Raw genomic sequence first — 17,675 nt, 5'->3', positions numbered from 1 at the left:
GCTCGCAGACTACCGCAGTTCCATCTGATCAGCCCGCTCGGCGGCGAGATCAGTAAGCTCGTCTACGCTGCTCTCCGAGCGGTCGGCGAGAACACGCAGCAACATTCCGAGGTGAACTGCCGCAGATTCCCGTAGTTCCTCTGCTGTTTCGGTATCGTTCCCGAGATAGTACTCGTGGCGGCCGTCTTCGTGGACAATCCCCGTGTAGACAGACCGCAACTCTTCCTCGGTGAGTGCCTCCGACGCCTCGTCTTTGACCTCCTCGAAGTGTGGATTCGTCGTCACGGTTTGGGTAATGGCTTGCTCATTCAAAGAACCTCGACCTTCAGCGTGGCCTATCCGACGGCGTCGTATAATTTATATGGTCATTCGAGGATGGTGACCAACATGAACCCGAACAGATTGTTCTAATGACAGTACAGCGGTAGTGTCGGGATTTTTACGCCGTCAGTCGATACCCGTTGTTATGTCACAAAATGACAGTGACCCGAACTGGTCGACAGCTGTTCGGATCTCGACCGAGTGCCGGGTCGCTGCCGAGCAGTTCGTAACTGCGGCCCAAAATGCGGCCGATTCTGCCCAGGTCATCGAAACCGGACCGACAGGAATTGTCGCATACACACCGCTTGTCATGATTACCCGCGAGGGCCGGACAGCCTTCTACGGCGACCCACAGCCGTCGGTCGTCCGAGAACTTGTCGAAACACTGGAAAGTGGTACGCTGCCGACAGACGGTGCCGATGCGGTCGTCGACCACGACCCGGAAGCGACATCGCTTCCGATGCCCGACGATGGGCCCCTGGCGGTCGGGCTACGCACGGTACTGGGGCCCTGTGGCTGGATCGATCCGCTCGGTCCGGACGAGTGGTCGTTCGTCTCTGACGATCGGACGGCTGCCGAAGCGACCGACGCCGGACTCCTCGGACGAGGGCGCGGTGACACGGCTACCGACGATCCCGTCGCGGATGTCTGGGAGACTGCACGCGAGGCCGATGGCGAGCCGGTCGTCGTCGTCAACGCGAACGAAGCAAGTACCCTCCCCCGGAGTGACGATACGCTGCTTGACGGGGCACCGATGGCCGTCCTTGATGGGCTAGCAGCTATTGCGGACTACGTCGGCGCCGAGGACGCGGTGATCCTCCTGAACGAGGACGACACCGCACTGCAAGACCGCCTCCGCCGGGCCGTAGACGCGGCAGCAGGGTCTTTGCCTGTGGTTCCACAGCTGGTTGCGGGTCCGGACGAGTTCCGAGCGGGTGAACCAACTGCGGCGATCGAGGCCCTCGAAGGGGCCGACCGTATCGAACCACGCCTCCAGCCGCCCTCGCCGGCAAAATACGGTCTCTACGGTCGCCCGACGGTCGTCCACTCGCCACGGACGGTCGCACAGGTCCAGCGGGTAATCGCACGGACGGACAGTGTCGACCCCGACTCGTCCGACCCCGGCACTCGAATCGTCACCGTCACTGGTGACGTGGCTGATCCGGCGACGATCGAACTCGGATCTGCCGCGAGCCTCGATGCAACACGCGAGGCAGTCGACCTCCCAAACGGATTCAAGATGGCCTGTGTCGGCGGAATCCTCGGCGGTATCACGAGGGATCTCGATGTTGCGCCAACCGCTCAGTCGCTGCGAGCCGCGGATCTGGGCACCGACGGCGTGGTCGAACTGTTCGACGACGACCGCTGTGCGGTCGCGACCGTCGGCGAACGCGCACGCTTCGCGGCCACAGAAAACAGCGGTCGGTGTGTTCCCGGTCGAGAAGGCACCAAGCAGCTCGCCGAGCTCCTGCGTGATATCTACCAGGGTTCGTTCGAGACCGACAAGATCCAGGAACTCGGACGGGTGATGCGCCGGTCGAGCAACTGTCAGATCGGGGCCCACGCACCCCGACCCGTGACGACCGCAATCGACGAATTCGAACCGGAGTTTCGCGCGCACATCGACGGCCATTGTCCGAGCGGCACCTGTACGGAGAAACTATGAGTAGCGACAAACCGTTCCCGGGAGTCCCAGACCTCGTCGATCCCCAGCCCGAAACACCGGTGACCAGCGAATTCGAGACGGGGACCGCCAACGATCCGGATGTCGGCACTGACGACACCGATCCGTCGACACTCATAGTCGACGGCAACCCTGTCACCGTAACGCCGGGGTCGACGATCATCGACGCCCTGGAGCATCTTGACGACGAGATTGTCAGCGTCGACCCGGGTGCCGAGGGTGTCGAAGACGACGCCGACATTCCAGCGCTTTGTTATTACGACCGTGATGGAGACTGTAGCGACGAGAGCGGCCCGCGAAGCACCTGTCGCACCTGTCTGGTCGAGACCGAGGACCACGGAATGGTCCCATCGTGTTTGTTCCCGGCGCTCGACGGTCTGGAGGTTTCGACCGATACGCCAGACGTCGAGGAGGCCCGAAGCGTCAACCTCGATCTCGTCCTGTCGAATCACAATCTCCGGTGTACGACCTGTAACGGGAACGGCCGGTGTGAACTGCAAGACGCGGCGATCAGCGAGGGCGTCGATCACCCACGCTACGGTGTCTTCGACGAACGCGACCAGTACGAACCGATCGACGACACCTCCTCGTTCATCCAGATCGATCGCAACAAGTGCATCCTCTGCAATCGCTGCGTCGACGCCTGTAACGACGTCCAGGTTGAGGGCGTGCTCCGGATCGAAGGTCACGGCGAGGACACTCGGATCGGGTTCCAGTCCGAGGCCGAGACGATGGATGACTCGGAGTGTGTCTCCTGCGGGCATTGTGCCACGGTCTGTCCGACGGGGTCACTCACCGAGAAGGGGATCGGCGGCCCGGCGACACTACCGCTCCCGGGATTCACCCAGCGCAACTCCATCGGGAAGATCATCGAACACGAGGACGCCGAGACGATCGACGACACGTCTGCGCCCAACCGGACCTTCGGCGCCGAGGCGGGCGCAGACGAGAAACAGGGGCTCGCGAAGTTCGCGTCGGCGGCCAAGCGCCGCGCCGGCGACCTGGCGAACGAGTACAGCAAGAAAGCGTTCCTCGCCGGCGAACACACCGCCGAGAGCATTGCTGCGAATACGCTGTCAGAAGGCCGGCTGTTCGATATCGCCACGGACGTCAGTGACTACCGACTGAGCAAGATCGACAAGCATGAGACGACCTGCGGCTTCTGTGCGGTTGGCTGCCGGTTCGAGATGTGGGGCAAGGACGGCGACTCGCTGGGTGTCGTCCCGGTCGACGACCCCGACGACGCACCCGCGAACAACTACTCGACCTGCGTGAAAGGGAAATTTGGCCACGAATTCTCGAACAGCAAGAAGCGGATCACGAAGCCGATGGTCCGTACTGACGACGGCGAACTCGAACCGACGAGCTGGGACGACGCACTCGATTACGTCGCAGAGCAGCTCTCGAGGATTCAGGACGAACACGGCGTCGACGCGGTTGGCTGCCTGGCCTCCTCGAAGGGGAGCAACGAGGAAGCGTACCTCGTCCAGAAGTTTGCCCGCCAGGTGCTGGGAACGAAGAACATCGACAACTGCGCGCGGCTCTGTCACTCCTCGACGGTCGCCGCCCTCCAGCAAACGCTTGGCTACGGGGCGATGACCAACCGGATTAACGAGGACATCGGCGAGGCCGATGCCTACCTCATCAGTGGGTCGAACACCACGGAGTCCCACCCGGTGCTCGCGACCCGCATCAAGCAGAACGTCCAGGATGGTGCAGATCTCGTCGTCTTCGACCCCCGAAAAGTTGGCATCGCCGATCACGCCGACCAGTACACCCGGACGAACTCCGGCTACGACGTGGCGTGGCTCAACGGGATAATCCGGTACATCATCGAGCACGACCTCCACGACGAGGCGTTCATCGAGCGCAACACGAAGAACTTCGACGCCGTCGCGGAGAAGGTCACGGCGTTCACGCCCGAGAAAGTCGAAGAGCTTGCCGGTGTTCCGCCGGAGGAGCTCGCCTCGGCCGCCGAGACCCTCGCGGAGGCCGACAGCGTCGTTTTCGGCTGGGCAATGGGAATGACTCAGCAGAGCCACGGTACCCAGAACCTGCTCGCAATGGCCGATCTCGCGCTGGTGCTCGGCCAGCTCGGCAAGCCTGGTGCCGGACTCTCACCTTTCCGGGGCCAGAACAACGTCCAAGGTGGCGGCGGCGACATGGGGACACTCCCCGGAAGTCTCCCCGGCTACCAGGACCCGAGCGACGACGAAGTCGGCGAGAAGTTCGCCAAGGTGTGGGGTGAGCGCCCACCAGAAGAGCCGGGCCTCAAAGTTCCCGAAATGTTTTCCGAAGCCCACGAAGGAAACTTCCGTGGGATGTACGTCGTCGGTGAGAACCCCGCACTCTCGGAACCGGATATTCAGCACGCCGCAAAGGCACTCGAGAAACTGGATTTCCTCGTCGTTCAAGACATCTTCATTACCGAGACAGCCAACCACGCAGACGTGGTCCTGCCGGCGGCGACATCGCCGGAGATGCACGGCACGTTCACCAATACTGAACGTCGTATCCAGCGAGTCCGGCCGACGGCTGACCCGCCCGGGAAAGCCCGCCAGGACTGGGAGATCACACAGCAACTGGCCGACCGACTGGGCTACGAGTGGGATTACGACCACCCCAGCGATATCATGGAGGAAATCAACTCGTTAGCCCCGATTTACGGGGGCGTGAACTACGATCGCCTGGAAGAAGGTGACCAACACGGCCTCCAGTGGCCCTGCTGGGACGAAGACCACGATGGGACGCCGTACCTCTACGACTACGAGGACGGCAACTTCAATTTCGAGGACGGCAAAGCGCGGTTTGTCCCGGCTGACGGCGGCCATCCGGGCGATATTCCTGACGAGGAGTACGCGCTGACGCTGACGACAGGACGGGTCCTCTACCACTGGCATACCGGCCAGATCACCCGCCGTGTCGAGGGCCTGATGAGCCACGTCGGCGAGAGCTTCGTCGAAGTCAACCCAGAGACTGCCGACCAGGTAGGTATTGACGATGGCGAGTACGTCCGTGTCGAGTCCCGGCGGAGCGATATCGTCGTGAAGGTACAGATCACCGACCGCGTCGGCCCCGGCACGCTGTTTATCCCGATGCACTTCGCGGCCGGGGCGGTCAACAAACTCACCGGAGAGACCTTCGACCCGACGGCTGGCATCCCCGAGTACAAAGTGTCGAGCGTCCGCATCGACCCCATCGGCCCGGAGACGGACGAGACGGTCCTGAAGACACCGGACGCCGGTAGGGGGAGTGTCCCCGGCGACGACTGACCTTGCTAACTCTCTCGGCGTGACGATAGCCGCCGCTCCGGTATGACGACCCGGCGAAATTGGTGCCCAAACAATTCCTTGTTTCCTTTCGACATATTCGGCGGATTATCTCCTGTATTTCACACTGTTAATACTGTTAGCCGAGGCCTCACAGGGTGGCACTTTCCACGGTCGTCAGAGGATTTATATCTCGTTTGCCACTTGGTATCTATAATGGATTCACGGGAGCGACACCCCGATCACGGATACGAAACCGGCAGCGAAACGATCGCCGACAGGGAGTTCGACGAACAGAAGGCACGAGAAGGGGCAAGACTCCTTCTCGAGGCCATCGGACGCGACCCCGACGAAAGCGGGATCTCCGACACGTGGAGTCGGCGCGTGCCCGAAATGTTCGAGACGCTGACCGAGGGAGCACGTTCCGAGGCAAAGCCGGAGATGCGAACGTTCGAGAGCGAGAGTGACGGTCTCGTCGTCAAGACTGGTATCCCGCTCAATAGCATGTGCGAGCACCATATGCTCCCGTTCCAGGGCGTCGCACACGTCGCCTACCGGCCAGGAGAGGAGATGGTTGGTCTGTCGAAGCTGATCCGCTACGTGCGGTGGACGGCGCGTCAACTGACAACCCAGGAGACACTGACCAGGGATATTGCAACTGGACTGGCCGACGAACTGGACGCCCACGGCGTCGCCGTCGAGATCACCGCGACCCACATGTGTGAAGTGATGCGTGGCGTCGAGACAGCGACCGAAACGACGACGAGAGAGCAGGTGGGGACTTTCGGTGACGAGGACCGCGAACAGTTCCGGGAGTCGGTCCGGCGTAGCGACACGAGCGGCCACTGACCGCCGTAATTGACGGAATGTCTCTGAGCGACAGCTACGCTATTGTTCGACCGGCGTCGGTACCAGACGACCAGTTCACCAGTTGCGAGACGACGGTCACGCTCATGACGGCCAAGAGGAGGTGTTCGTCGCGCTGACAGCGGACAGTTCCTTATCGACGGGGAGGTCCACGATATCCCCCGATCGGGCATCGTTCGTGTCAATCCCGACACAGTGTGAAATCTACTCAATCGGACGACGGACAAAACGCACGTCTGGTTTGCGTTCGGTGCACCGTTGGTCGGTTCTGTCGAGGATTTCGGTTCGTACACCGTCATCGAGGACGGCGAATCGGATTGACAGCCCCAGCACAGTCCCCCCTTTCTATCAGAAAAAGATTATGACGAGTTTCGATACCGTCCGAACCGGATTCAGGTGATTGGTCTGTCTTTGTCATGATCGGCAAGAAGAGCCGCTGAGATTGTATAATACCGGACCGTAATTTAAAGACCCTCAGTACAGTGGTGGCTGATTTATCCGGCGAACCACCCTATTCCGAGACGGAACTACGATGTCGAAAGCTACCAGTCCGCAAGCCGTAGTCGGGAACCGGGAGTGCAGCGTACAGAGATATCAAACGATGGTGGGACATCAATGAGCTCGAACTCGCTGCCCTCACAGGCGAAGACGGTGATCATCGGCGGCGGCATCGTCGGGAACAGTCTCGCCTACCATCTGGCTCAGGAGGGACGCGAAGACATTGTCGTCATCGACAAGGGGCCGCTTCCTGACCCCGGTGGGTCGACCGGCCACGCCTCGAACTTCCTGATGCCGGTGGAGCACTCGAAGGAGATGACCCACCTTACTCAGCGGAGTATCGAGCAGTACAGAGATATGGACACGTTCACCGAAAGCGGCGGCATCGAGGTCGCACGCACCGAAGAGCGTGTCGAGGAACTCAAGCGACGGGTCCAGTCGGCGAAAGCGTGGGGAGAACCTGCGGAACTGCTGACGACGGAGGCGGTTGAGGAGTTGGTCCCATACGTGAATACTGATCTCGTCGAGGCGGGGTTCCACAGTCCCGGCGCGGGCACCTGCGACCCCCTCCGCGCCGGCGAGGTGATGCGAGCGCGGGCCGAGGAGTACACCGACGGTGGTCTCCACGTCTCGCCAAACACCGAAGTACTCGACCTCCACGTTGAGGACGGGACAATAGCGGCAGTCGAGACCGATCGGGGCACCGTCGCTGCCGACGAGGTTGTCATCGCGGCTGGGCTCTGGAGTCCGAAGATCGCCGAGATGGCCGGCGTCGACATCCCGCTGACGCCGGCAGTCCACCAGATGGTCAGCGTCGGCCCCATTTCGTTCTTCGAGGACTACGAGGGCGAGATCTCGTTCCCAGTCGTCCGAGACATGGACACCCAGATGTACGAACGCCAGCACGGCAACGACCTGGAGGTTGGCTCTTACCAGCACCGCCCGATCCTCTGGGATATCGAGGACGTTCCGTCGATCGACGAGGCACCACTCTCCCCGACACAACCGCCCCTAACCGAAGACGCGTTCGAACAGTCGATGGCCGACGCGCTGGAGATGGTCCCCGACCTCCTCGATGATCCGCTGGCCGGTATCCGCCACGAGATCGACGGGCTACTATCACAGACGCCCGACGGCGGACCGCTACTGGGCCCGCTCCAGGACGTCGAGGGACTCTGGTCGTGTGCCGCGGTCTGGATCAAGGAGGCTCCGGCGATCGGTGAGGCGGTCGCCCAGTGGATGACCCGCGGCTGGTCGGATATCGATCTTCACGGCGCAGATGTCAACCGCTTCTACGGGTATGGGAACTCTCGATCCTTCGTCGAGGAGCGGGCCAGCGAGGGGTTCCAGAAGATCTACGATATCGTCCATCCGGCCGAGCAGTATCAGTCCGCACGCGAACTCCGGACCAGTCCCTTCTACGATCGGCAGCAGGATCTCAGGGCGCGGTTCTTCGAGACTGCCGGCTGGGAGCGTCCCCAGTGGTACGAGTCCAACAGCGACCTGCTGGATCGGTACGAAGACGAACTAGCCGACTTCCGCCGACCGAACGAGTGGGACGCTCGCTGGTGGTCACCGATCATCCTCGCCGAGCACCTCCACACCCGCGAACACGTGTCGATGATCGGCGATATGGGATTCAGCATCTTCGACTTCCGGGGATCGGATGTCGTCGACTATCTGGAACGGATGGCCGTCGGTCGTATCGATGTCGACGTGGGAAAGACAGTCTATACGCCGATACTCGCCGAGAACGGCGGGTTCGTCTCCGACCTGACGATCGCCAGACTCGGTCCGGAGCGGTACCGGGTCATTACCGGCGGTGCTGCCGGCGGCTCAGACCGTGCGTGGTTCAGCGACCACATCTCGGACGAGGCAGATGTTACGCTGATCGATCGGTCCGAGTCGCTGTGTACGGTCGGCGTCTGGGGACCGAACGCCCGGGACCTCGTCGACAGCGTCGCCGAGGAGGACATGTCTCACGAGGCGTTCGAACCGTACACCGCACAGAAAGTCACGATCGGCGAGGTCGACGCCTGGGCGATGCGACTCTCCTACATCGGCGAGCGAGGCTGGGAGATCTACGCTCCGATGGGACAGGGGCGTCGGCTCTGGGATGTGCTCTGGGAGGCCGGTCAGGACCACGACGTTCGTCCGGCCGGAATGGGCGTTTACGGGACAACCGGCCGTCTCGAAAAGGGGTACCGGCTGTTCGGGCACGAGCTGGAACTGGAGTACGATCCTGCGGAAGCAGGACTTGCTTTTCACGGGGTCAAGGACGCCGATTTCGTCGGAAAGGAAGCCTATGCCGAGGCAATCGAACAGGAGAACGCGGCAACGCTGTGTACGCTGTCCGTCGATGATCACGCGCCCGACGGGGGCGAGCGTCGCTTCATGCTCGGCAACGAACCGGTCCTGGATCAGGCGGGGAACGTCCTCGTCGACGACGAGGGTCGTCGATCCTATGTGACGAGTGCCGGTACCGGGCCAAGCGTCGGCAAACACCTTCTGCTGGCGTACCTCCCACAGTCCGTCGCCGAAGAAGGGCGAAGCCTCCAGGTCGAGTACATGGGTCAACAGTACCCGGTGACGGTCGAAGTCGTCGGGAGCCGTCCGCTGTTCGATCCCGATAACGAACGTATCAGAAGCTAAGACAAGCAACAAACAGACACTAAACCCGAACCACATGAACACGCTAGCCTGTATCAAGCGCGTGCCGAACACCGGTGCGAAAATCATACTGACCGACGACGAACAGCAGATAGACACCAGCAACCTCGGATTCACCATCGCTCCACACGAGGAGTGTGCCATCGAGGAAGCGATCCAGCAGGCCGAGAACCACAACGGTAGCGCGACCGTACTGTCAGTGGGCCCGGACGGCGCTGGCGAGCAACTCCGGACCGCACTGGCAATGACGGCAGACGAAGCGACCCTGCTCGAGACCGACGACGATCAGTGGCGGCCCCGCGAGACGGCAGCCGCCATCGCCGACGCAATACGTACTGATGGTGGCGACGACCTCTCGTTCGACCTCATGTTCTTTGGCAATGAATCGGCAGATGCTGCGAACCACCAGGTCGGCGTTCGCGTCGCCAAGGCGCTCGATATCCCGTTCGTCGGAGGCGTAACCGATGTCCGTATCGACGGGAATACTGTCGTCGCCAGACGCGACGTTACTGGTGGGGCAGAGGTGTACGAACTCGACCTCCCGGCGGCTCTCGGCGTGAAAGAGGGCGTCAACAAACCGCGGTACGCCTCGATGCGTGCAAAGATGCAGGCGCGTAAGCAGTCGATCGAACGCCGAGAGCCGATTAGAGCCGATTTCGACGGCGGCCTCGAAAAGATCCGACTGGAGGCATCGGAGAGCCAGGGTGGTGACGCAGAAATCCTCGGAGAGGGTTCAGACGCGGCTCCGGCCGTTGCCGAACTCCTTACCGACGGCCTGGAGGTGATCTGATGGTGATTCTCGCCGTCGTCGAACACGAGAGCGGCGCACCAACGGAGTCGTCCCAGGAGATGCTCACCCTGGCCCGAGAGGTCGCGACTGAGACGGACTCTTCGCTCGAAGCCGTCGTCATAGGCGCCGAGGGAGCGGCGACCACGGACCATCTCGGCGATCACGGCGTGGGGACGGTCCACCACGTCGACGACGAGCGCCTGGATACGTACGCACCTGAAGCCTGGGCGGAAAGCATCTGCCAACTCATCGAAACCACTGATCCGGCGGCCGTTGTCGGACCAGGGACCGACCGCGGTCAGGAACTGCTGGCCCACGTCGGCGCCAGACTGGATCTGCCGATGGTGGCGAACTGCATCGAAGTCGATGTGGACGGCGACCAGCAGTACGAACTCGCTCGCCAGCGCTGGGGTGGGAGTCTCGTCGAACACGCACACCTCGACGGCGAGACGAAACTGCTGACCGCCGCGGCACACGAGTTTTCGCCGAGGACCGTCGACGACGCGACTGATCCGGCAGTGGAGTCGTTCGAGCCGACACTTGACGAAGAGGCGTTCCGTGTCGTCGTCGACCGGATCGAATCGTCCGACACGGGCGGCGTGTCGCTCGCCGAAGCCCGTGCTGTTGTTGGTGGAGGCCGTGGCGTCGACGGTGCAGACGGGTACGACAAACTGGAGAGGCTGGCCGACCATCTCGACGGAACGGTTGGTGCGTCCCGCGCGGCGGTCAATGAGGGGTGGCGACCACACGACGACCAGATCGGCCAGACCGGGACCAAAATCAGTCCGGACCTGTACATCGCCTGTGGCATCAGCGGCGCGGTCCAGCATATGGTCGGCTGCAAGGGTGCGGATACCACCCTCGCGATCAACACGGATCCCGAAGCAGCCATCATGCAGAAAGCGGACTACGCCGTCGTCGGCGACCTCCACGAGATCGTTCCCGAACTGAACAAGATGCTGGACGAGACAGGCTGATCGCTCCCGAATATTTCTTTCGAAAAGAGGCCGTTGAATACCTACATACACTGTATACGCTTCAGTAGCAGGGGCGGACGTGACCGCTCGAAATGTTGGAACCCGTCCTACCTTACTGTTCTCTGACAGTTCGGCAAAAGCGTTAGGTCGGTCGACACGGACATCCGCCTGTGCAACACAGCGAACGATTACGGCTCGATTGTGGGGGAGAGATTCCGGGAACGTCGACGGTGCGTGGTGACGAGAGTCGTTCAGGACGAACGAAAGGGGGGCGACTGTGACGTTTGCCGACCAGACGATCGGCGAATTTCTCGAAGCAATCGCCTCCGAACAGGTCACCCCCAGTGGCGGCGCAGTTGCCGGCGTCGGCGGAGCGATGGGGGCAGCACTCTGTGAGATGGTGTGTATCCATACGATCGAGGCGGGCGAAGCCGATCCTCGGGCGGACCTGGCCGGTGTTCGCGACACGCTCGTCGACCGCCGGAGCCGGTTGCTCGATCTCGCTGACGAGGATGCCGCTATCGTCGACGACGTACAGGCGGCGTTCGCATCGGGCGACGACGATCGGATTCAGCGGACCTCGAAACGGGCGACCGAAGTCCCACTGGAGACTGCCACTGCGTGTCTTGATATCGTCGAAGCCGCAGTCACAGTTACCAGAGAGGGGCGTTCAGTCGCTGTTCCGGACGCTGCTGTCGGCGCACTACTCGCACACGCTGCACTCGATGGCTGTATGTCCACTGTGCATGCGAACCTCGCGGCGATCGATGACGACGAGTTCGTTTCGGAGACCGAACAGCAGGCCGCCGAGATCGAGGCGGACGCCGAAGTGGCGCTGACGGAGATCCGGGCTACTACCGCAGACCGACACTAGTTGGCCGAATCGCCACAAAAAAGCAATCGTCGATCGGAATGGCGTTCTCGCACTACAGGCTGTCACGTTGTCTGGATTTCGCCATCTCGAAGTGGCGAAATCCGCCGCAGGTAGACACTCGGTCCTCTCAGAACAGTCCCGAGATGTTTCCGTCTTCGTCGATGTCCATGTCGGCTGCTGCCGGGCGGGCGGGCAGGCCAGGCATCGTCAGAGCGTCGGCGGTGAGTGCAACGAGGAAGCCGGCACCAGCGGAGGGGTAGACCTCGCTGATCTCCAGTTCCCAGTCTTCCGGTGCACCTTTGCGGCTCGCGTCGTCGCTCAGCGAGTGGAACGTCTTGGACATGACGATCGGGTAGTCGTCGAAATCCAGGTCGTTCATCTGCTCGATGTCGTCGAGCGCGCTACCCGTGTACTTCACGTCGTCCGCACCGTAGATCTCCGTTGCGATCGTGTGGATCTTGTCCTTGATACTGTCTTCGTCGGCGTACAGCATCTCGAAATCCTCCTCGTCGCTCTCCTCGACTGCCTCGACGACGTTCTCTCCCAGGTCGACGCCGCCTTCGCTGCCCTCGGCGAAGACGTTCGACTCGGCTACGCGGACGCCGAGGTCGTCTCGGCAGTGGTCGAGCACTGCCTGGATCTCCTCATCGGTGTCGTCCGGGAAACGATTGATCGAGACGACGACAGGGACGCCGAACTTCTGGAGGTTCTGTGCGTGTCTGTCCAGGTTCTCGAAGCCGGCCTCGACCGCATCGACACCGGCCTCACCGATCTCGTCGTAGTCGACCGGCCACTGGTCCAGTCCGTGATACTTCAGCGCGCGGACGGAGGCGACCAGCACGACCGCGTTCGGCGTCATGTCGCCCATTCGGCAGACAACGTTCATGAACTTCTCCGCACCGAGGTCGGAGCCGAACCCAGCCTCGGTAACGAGGTAGTCACCCATCCCGAAGGCCGTCTTGTCGGCGACCAGTGAGTTCGTCCCGTGGGCGATGTTCGCGAACGGACCGCCGTGGACGAACGCGGGCGTGCCCTCGATCGTCTGGACGACGTTCGGCTTGATCGCGTCGCGGAGCAACATCGTGGCCGGCCCTGTCGCCTCGATGTCGTCGACCGTGACCGGCTCGCCGTCCTCATCGTAAGCGACGATGATCTGGCTAATGCGCTCTTTGAGGTCACCGAGGTCCCGCGCCAGACAGATCACGGCCATCAGTTCTGAGGCGGCCGTGAGCAGGAAGCTGTCCTCTCGCGGCGTCCCGCCCGTCTTGCCGCCGAGTCCAACGACGGTTTCTCGCAGGGCCCGATCGTTCATGTCGATCGCTCGCGGCCAGGCGACGTTGTTGATGTCGATATCGAGTTCGTCACCCTGAGAGATCTTCGCATCGAGCATCGCGGCAATGAGGTTGTGTGCGGAGGTGAGTGCGTGCAGGTCGCCCGTGAAGTGGAGGTTGATGTCCTCCATCGGAAGCACCTGCGAGCGGCCCCCACCGGCCGCACCGCCCTTGACACCGAACACTGGGCCAAGCGACGGTTCGCGAATGGCGATCATCGCTTCCTCACCGATATGATTGAGCGTCTGCCCCAGGCCGACCGTCGTTACGGTTTTGCCCTCGCCCTTTGGTGTCGGCGTCATCCCAGTTACCAACACCAGGTTCTCCTCCCTGTCGCCTGCCTCGTCGCGAAGTCGCTCGATCGCGGGTTGTTTGACCTTCGCAGTGTACTCTCCGAAGTACTGGAGATCCTCGAGGCCGAGTCCCCACGGTTCGACCAGTTCCCAAATTGGCTCCATATCCGTCGATTGGGCAATGTCGTAGTCAGTCGGGATTGGCTCCGGTTTCTCCTCAGATGAGCTACTGTTGTTCTGTGAAGTCATCTCGATAGGATATTCCCTGCACCATCGTAATAATGTTAGTATAGCTGACAAAATCGGAATAGGATGTGTTCGTCCCACTCAATCGTGGGTAGCGCCGACATATTTGTTTATTTGAGTGATAAGAAGAGTTTGGACACAGTGGCGCGCCGGTCAGTCTCGCCGAAGATACTCGACGACCGAATCCGGATTTGCATCGAGACCGCCGCCCTGTGCGAGTGTGGGGCGTCCACCACCGCCACCACCGAACTCGCCGGTTACGTCGTCGATAACGGCGTTTGCGTCCGTTTCACCGCCTGTTCCGACAACGATGAAGGTCGATCCGTCGGTGCCGACGAGGACGACGACGTCAGCGGTATCATCACCGAGTTCGCCGATGCGGTCCGCGACAGTGTTCGGGCCGACGGCATTGACGGTCCCAACGAGCCACTCGTCGCCGTCTCTTGTCTGTGTGTCTTCAGCGAGCGCTGCCAGACGGGCATCGAGCAGTTCCTCGCCGAGTTCGTCCAGCTCCGCCTGCAACGATTGCTTCTCCTCGAGGAGTTGCTCGGCCCGCCGGGCAAGGTCGTCGACGCTCGTATCGAGCGTTTTGGCCGCGCGGGTCGCGTTTCTGGTCTCGTCGATCTGTCGATTGATCGCCGCCGGGCCGACTGCGTATTCGACCCGTACCAGATCTGCACCTGGATTCGAGACGCCGAGGACTTTTATTGGTCCAATCTCGGCCGTGTTCCGGACGTGCGTGCCGCCACAGGCGGAGATGTCCCAGTCGCCGACCTCGACGATACGGACGGTATCGGTCGTGTCGACGTCGTCACCAAGGTTGAAAACGATGCGGTCGTCGTCCCGTGCTCTCTCGATTCCCATCCCGTACCAGTCCACCGAGAGACCGTCCCAGACGACTTCGTTCGCCATCCGCTGGAAGGTAAGTGGGTTCAGGTCGTCATCCGACGCACTGGTCGCGAAGTCCATCCGAATGCTGTCCTCGCCGATGTCGAAGCCGCCGTAGCCGTGGCTATCGAGCAGTTTCCGGCCTGCCCCGTAGATGACGTGGCTCGCGGTGTGTGCGCGCATGCTGTACGTGCGGAACGACTCGTCGACGGACCCTTCCACAGTATCACCGGCGCCGATATCCGGCTCCTCGGCGAGCGTATGGACAGTCACGCCGTCGCGTTTCTGGACATCGACCACGTCGATACCGGCCACTGTTCCTCTGTCGGCGGGCTGACCCCCACCCTCGGCGTAAAAGTATGTTTCTTCGAGGGTCAGGGCTCGGCCGTCGATCGACCGGACCTGCGATTCGAACGACGTAACGTACGGTTCCTGCGACGATCGGTTTACCGGAGCATTGTCGATCATATAATCAGGGTGGAAAGATGTGCCAATAAATCACGTGTTTTGATCCGTCAGCGACAATTTAATCAACTCCGCACCGGGGATATGTGTTATGGAATATCACGAGTCTGCTGAGTACCTGCAGTCATTACAGCGGCGGCGGCCCAAATTAGGCACCGAGACAACAGCGAGGATGCTCTCACATCTGGGCGATCCACAGGCGGAGATGGACTGCATTCAGATCGCCGGGTCGAATGGCAAGGGAAGTACGACCCGCATGGTCGAGAGTATTCTTCGAACGACCGGTGCCGACGTGGGGTCGTTCACCTCCCCCGGACTGAACGACTTTCGAGAACAGGTACAGGTCAACGGTGGACAGATCCCGAAGGCACGCGTCACCGAGTTCGTTGAGCAGATCGAACCGTGCATCGGGCGACTCCGGGCGGACGACGACATGCCGACACATTTCGAGGTGCTCACTGCGCTCGCTCTCTATCATTTCGCTGCCGAAGACGTCGATATCGCCGTGCTTGAGGTCGGTATCGGCGGTCGTTACGACGCAACGAGTGCGGTCGATCCGGTCGCAAGCGCGGTCACGAGCATCAGCCTGGAACACACGGATCTGCTCGGGGAGACGATCGAAGAGATCGCCCGTGACAAGGCACAGGTCGCGCCTGCCGACGCGCCACTCGTGACCGGGACATCAGGGGCGGCCCTCGACGCGATCCGGATGGAGACCGACGTGATCACCGTCGGTGGAAGCAACGCCGACGTGACGGCCATCGAGGACGGCATGCGCTCGCAGATCGAGAACAGTATCTCGATCACTGCTCCGGAGTGGTCACTGGAGACGAATCTCAAACTGCTCGGCCAACATCAAGCCACGAACGCGGGGGTTGCAGCGACGTTGGCCAGAATGGTTGCGGATGCCACGACTGGAGAGATAGCCGACGGACTCCGTGACGCGACGTTGCCGGGACGGTTCGAGATTCGGTCGACCGATCCGATGACGGTTCTCGACGGGTCACACAACCCGGGTGCGATGGCAACGCTCGAAGACCTCCTGGAACGGTACGAGTACGACGATCTACACGTCGTCTTCGCGGCGATGCAGGACAAGTCCTACGAGCAGATGGTACAGACGTTGCCAGAGATTGGCACTGCGTTCGCCACTCGCCCCGACGTTGATCGGGCCGCCGACACTGCGACGCTCGCCGAGGCCCTCGACGATGGGGCTGAAGAGGTCCACCAGGTCGAATCCGTTCCCGAAGCGACAGAGCAGGCCATCGAGGAGGCTTCTGATGACGATTTCGTGCTCGTCACCGGATCGCTGTACGCCGTCGCCGAGGCACGAGACCGCTGGATTCGGCTAGTCGTTCCTAAAGACCGCCATCCCAGGGCACCCGTCGGTTCGACGGGTGCCAGCGAGGAGAGTACACGGGTCGCCGAGGAACGTGTGCGACAGCGGACCTTCTCGCTCACGCTCCGTAGCGACCAGGCCGAGACCGTCCAACGACGATTCGAGACAATCGGCGGCGAGTTCGCCAGTACAAGCAAGGGAATGCCGGAGAAACTCGTGTCTACTACGATATCCGGGACAGACGGTCAGCTACGGCAACTCGTCGATCGACTTGCAGCTGACGGGCTGGGTCTCTCGCGGGTTGCACAGCAACTCGAAGCAGTCGTCGATGGGCGGGCACTGTCCGCACCCTTTGACACCGAGGAGACGGCCGTGATGGGAATTCTGAACGTGACCCCGGACAGTTTCCACGACGGCGGTAAGTACGATCGGCTCGAGGCGGCGGTCGACCACGCCAAACAGATGGTCGCAGCGGGGGCAGACGTTGTCGACGTGGGCGGCGAGAGTACGCGTCCCGGCGCAGAGCCGGTATCGATCGAAACGGAGATCGAGCGTGTCGTTCCCGTCGTCGAATCGATCTCGTCGCTCGACGTGACGATCTCGGTCGACACGCGAAAGGCAGCCGTTGCCGACGCCGCACTGGACGCAGGGGCCGACATCGTCAACGACGTGTCCGGTCTCTCAGACCCGGAGATGCGGTTCGTCGTTGCCGACCACGACGCTTCAGTCGTGCTCATGCATAGCCTCTCCGCACCGGTCGATCCCGAGCGATCCGTGATCTACGACGACGTGGGTAGCGACGTTATGCGGGTGCTCATAGAGCAGATACTGCTCGCCGAACAGGCTGGCATCGATCGCGAACAGATTATCGTCGATCCTGGGTGTGGGTTCGGAAAGAACGCCGAGGAGTCGTTCGAACTCGTCGACCGTCTCGGAGAATTGCGTGCGCTGGAGTGTCCGATCATGCTCGGTCACTCGCGGAAATCGATGTTCGAGTCCGTCAGTTCCGACGGCGAGCGGCTCCACCCGACGCTAGCTGTGACGGCGATGGCGTCCGAGCGGGGCGCGGATATCGTCCGCGTCCACGATGTTGCCGAGAACGTCGCTACAGTTCGCACGGTGGCCGCGACGAACGACTGGTGACAAGCGCCGGACGCCTCGTC

At 61.8% G+C, this 17,675-nt stretch carries 11 protein-coding genes; 8 read left to right on the top strand and 3 right to left on the bottom strand.

All coding sequences use genetic code 11. The annotated features are described in order from the left end of the window. Positions 1-9: 9 nt before the first annotated feature. Positions 10-285, bottom strand: coding sequence for a hypothetical protein (locus ACFQL3_RS01100; RefSeq protein ID WP_377050637.1), 276 nt, complete (start codon positions 283-285; stop codon positions 10-12). 181 nt (positions 286-466) lie between these two features. Between ACFQL3_RS01100 and ACFQL3_RS01095 the strand changes: the two genes are divergently transcribed. The 7 genes from ACFQL3_RS01095 (at position 467) to ACFQL3_RS01065 (ending at position 11,950) form a co-directional block, all read left to right on the top strand. Further along, positions 467-1,987: an NADH-ubiquinone oxidoreductase-F iron-sulfur binding region domain-containing protein gene (locus ACFQL3_RS01095; protein ID WP_377050635.1), complete on the top strand. Its 1,521-nt coding sequence runs from the start codon at positions 467-469 to the stop codon at positions 1,985-1,987. Beyond that, complete coding sequence (gene fdhF, locus ACFQL3_RS01090; RefSeq protein WP_377050633.1) at positions 1,984-5,277, top strand: formate dehydrogenase subunit alpha; 3,294 nt, start codon at positions 1,984-1,986, stop codon at positions 5,275-5,277. The genes ACFQL3_RS01095 and fdhF overlap by 4 nt, the downstream gene beginning before the upstream one ends. A gap of 213 nt (positions 5,278-5,490) precedes the next feature. Further along, positions 5,491-6,123 carry a GTP cyclohydrolase I gene (folE, locus tag ACFQL3_RS01085; RefSeq protein WP_377050631.1) on the top strand — a complete coding sequence of 211 codons (633 nt, stop codon included), beginning with the start codon at positions 5,491-5,493 and terminating at the stop codon, positions 6,121-6,123. Between the two features lie 633 nt (positions 6,124-6,756). Beyond that, entirely contained in the window at positions 6,757-9,291 is a 2,535-nt protein-coding gene (locus ACFQL3_RS01080; protein WP_377050629.1) for a GcvT family protein, read from the top strand. Positions 9,292-9,325: 34 nt separating this feature from the next. Next, positions 9,326-10,099 (top strand): electron transfer flavoprotein subunit beta/FixA family protein, encoded by a 774-nt coding sequence (locus ACFQL3_RS01075; RefSeq protein ID WP_377050627.1) that lies wholly within the window; start codon positions 9,326-9,328, stop codon positions 10,097-10,099. A 2-nt stretch (positions 10,100-10,101) separates the two neighbouring features. After that, positions 10,102-11,076: an electron transfer flavoprotein subunit alpha/FixB family protein gene (locus tag ACFQL3_RS01070; protein WP_377050845.1), complete on the top strand. Its 975-nt coding sequence runs from the start codon at positions 10,102-10,104 to the stop codon at positions 11,074-11,076. Between the two features lie 277 nt (positions 11,077-11,353). Continuing rightward, positions 11,354-11,950: a cyclodeaminase/cyclohydrolase family protein gene (locus tag ACFQL3_RS01065; RefSeq protein ID WP_377050625.1), complete on the top strand. Its 597-nt coding sequence runs from the start codon at positions 11,354-11,356 to the stop codon at positions 11,948-11,950. 127 nt (positions 11,951-12,077) lie between these two features. Here ACFQL3_RS01065 and ACFQL3_RS01060 read toward each other — a convergent pair whose 3' ends face one another. Continuing rightward, positions 12,078-13,823, bottom strand: coding sequence for a formate--tetrahydrofolate ligase (locus ACFQL3_RS01060; protein ID WP_377050623.1), 1,746 nt, complete (start codon positions 13,821-13,823; stop codon positions 12,078-12,080). Between the two features lie 150 nt (positions 13,824-13,973). Then, entirely contained in the window at positions 13,974-15,176 is a 1,203-nt protein-coding gene (locus tag ACFQL3_RS01055) for an alanyl-tRNA editing protein (RefSeq protein ID WP_377050621.1), read from the bottom strand. A gap of 88 nt (positions 15,177-15,264) precedes the next feature. Between ACFQL3_RS01055 and folP the strand changes: the two genes are divergently transcribed. After that, positions 15,265-17,655: a dihydropteroate synthase gene (gene folP, locus ACFQL3_RS01050; protein ID WP_377050620.1), complete on the top strand. Its 2,391-nt coding sequence runs from the start codon at positions 15,265-15,267 to the stop codon at positions 17,653-17,655. Positions 17,656-17,675 lie beyond the last annotated feature (20 nt).

The organism is Natronoarchaeum sp. GCM10025321, from assembly GCF_042663585.1.
Lineage (GTDB): Archaea > Halobacteriota > Halobacteria > Halobacteriales > Natronoarchaeaceae > Natranaeroarchaeum.
This window is presented reverse-complemented; position numbering and strand designations above follow the sequence as displayed.

Excerpts from the sequence above, each read along its gene's own strand:
- fdhF (WP_377050633.1), top strand. The coding sequence starts at position 1,984 with ATGAGTAGCGACAAACCGTTCCCGGGAGTCCCAGACCTCGTCGATCCC.
- folP (WP_377050620.1), top strand. The coding sequence starts at position 15,265 with ATGGAATATCACGAGTCTGCTGAGTACCTGCAGTCATTACAGCGGCGG.
- ACFQL3_RS01080 (WP_377050629.1), top strand. The coding sequence starts at position 6,757 with ATGAGCTCGAACTCGCTGCCCTCACAGGCGAAGACGGTGATCATCGGC.
- ACFQL3_RS01075 (WP_377050627.1), top strand. The coding sequence starts at position 9,326 with ATGAACACGCTAGCCTGTATCAAGCGCGTGCCGAACACCGGTGCGAAA.
- ACFQL3_RS01055 (WP_377050621.1), bottom strand. The coding sequence starts at position 15,176 with ATGATCGACAATGCTCCGGTAAACCGATCGTCGCAGGAACCGTACGTT.
- ACFQL3_RS01095 (WP_377050635.1), top strand. The coding sequence starts at position 467 with ATGTCACAAAATGACAGTGACCCGAACTGGTCGACAGCTGTTCGGATC.
- folE (WP_377050631.1), top strand. The coding sequence starts at position 5,491 with ATGGATTCACGGGAGCGACACCCCGATCACGGATACGAAACCGGCAGC.
- ACFQL3_RS01060 (WP_377050623.1), bottom strand. The coding sequence starts at position 13,823 with ATGACTTCACAGAACAACAGTAGCTCATCTGAGGAGAAACCGGAGCCA.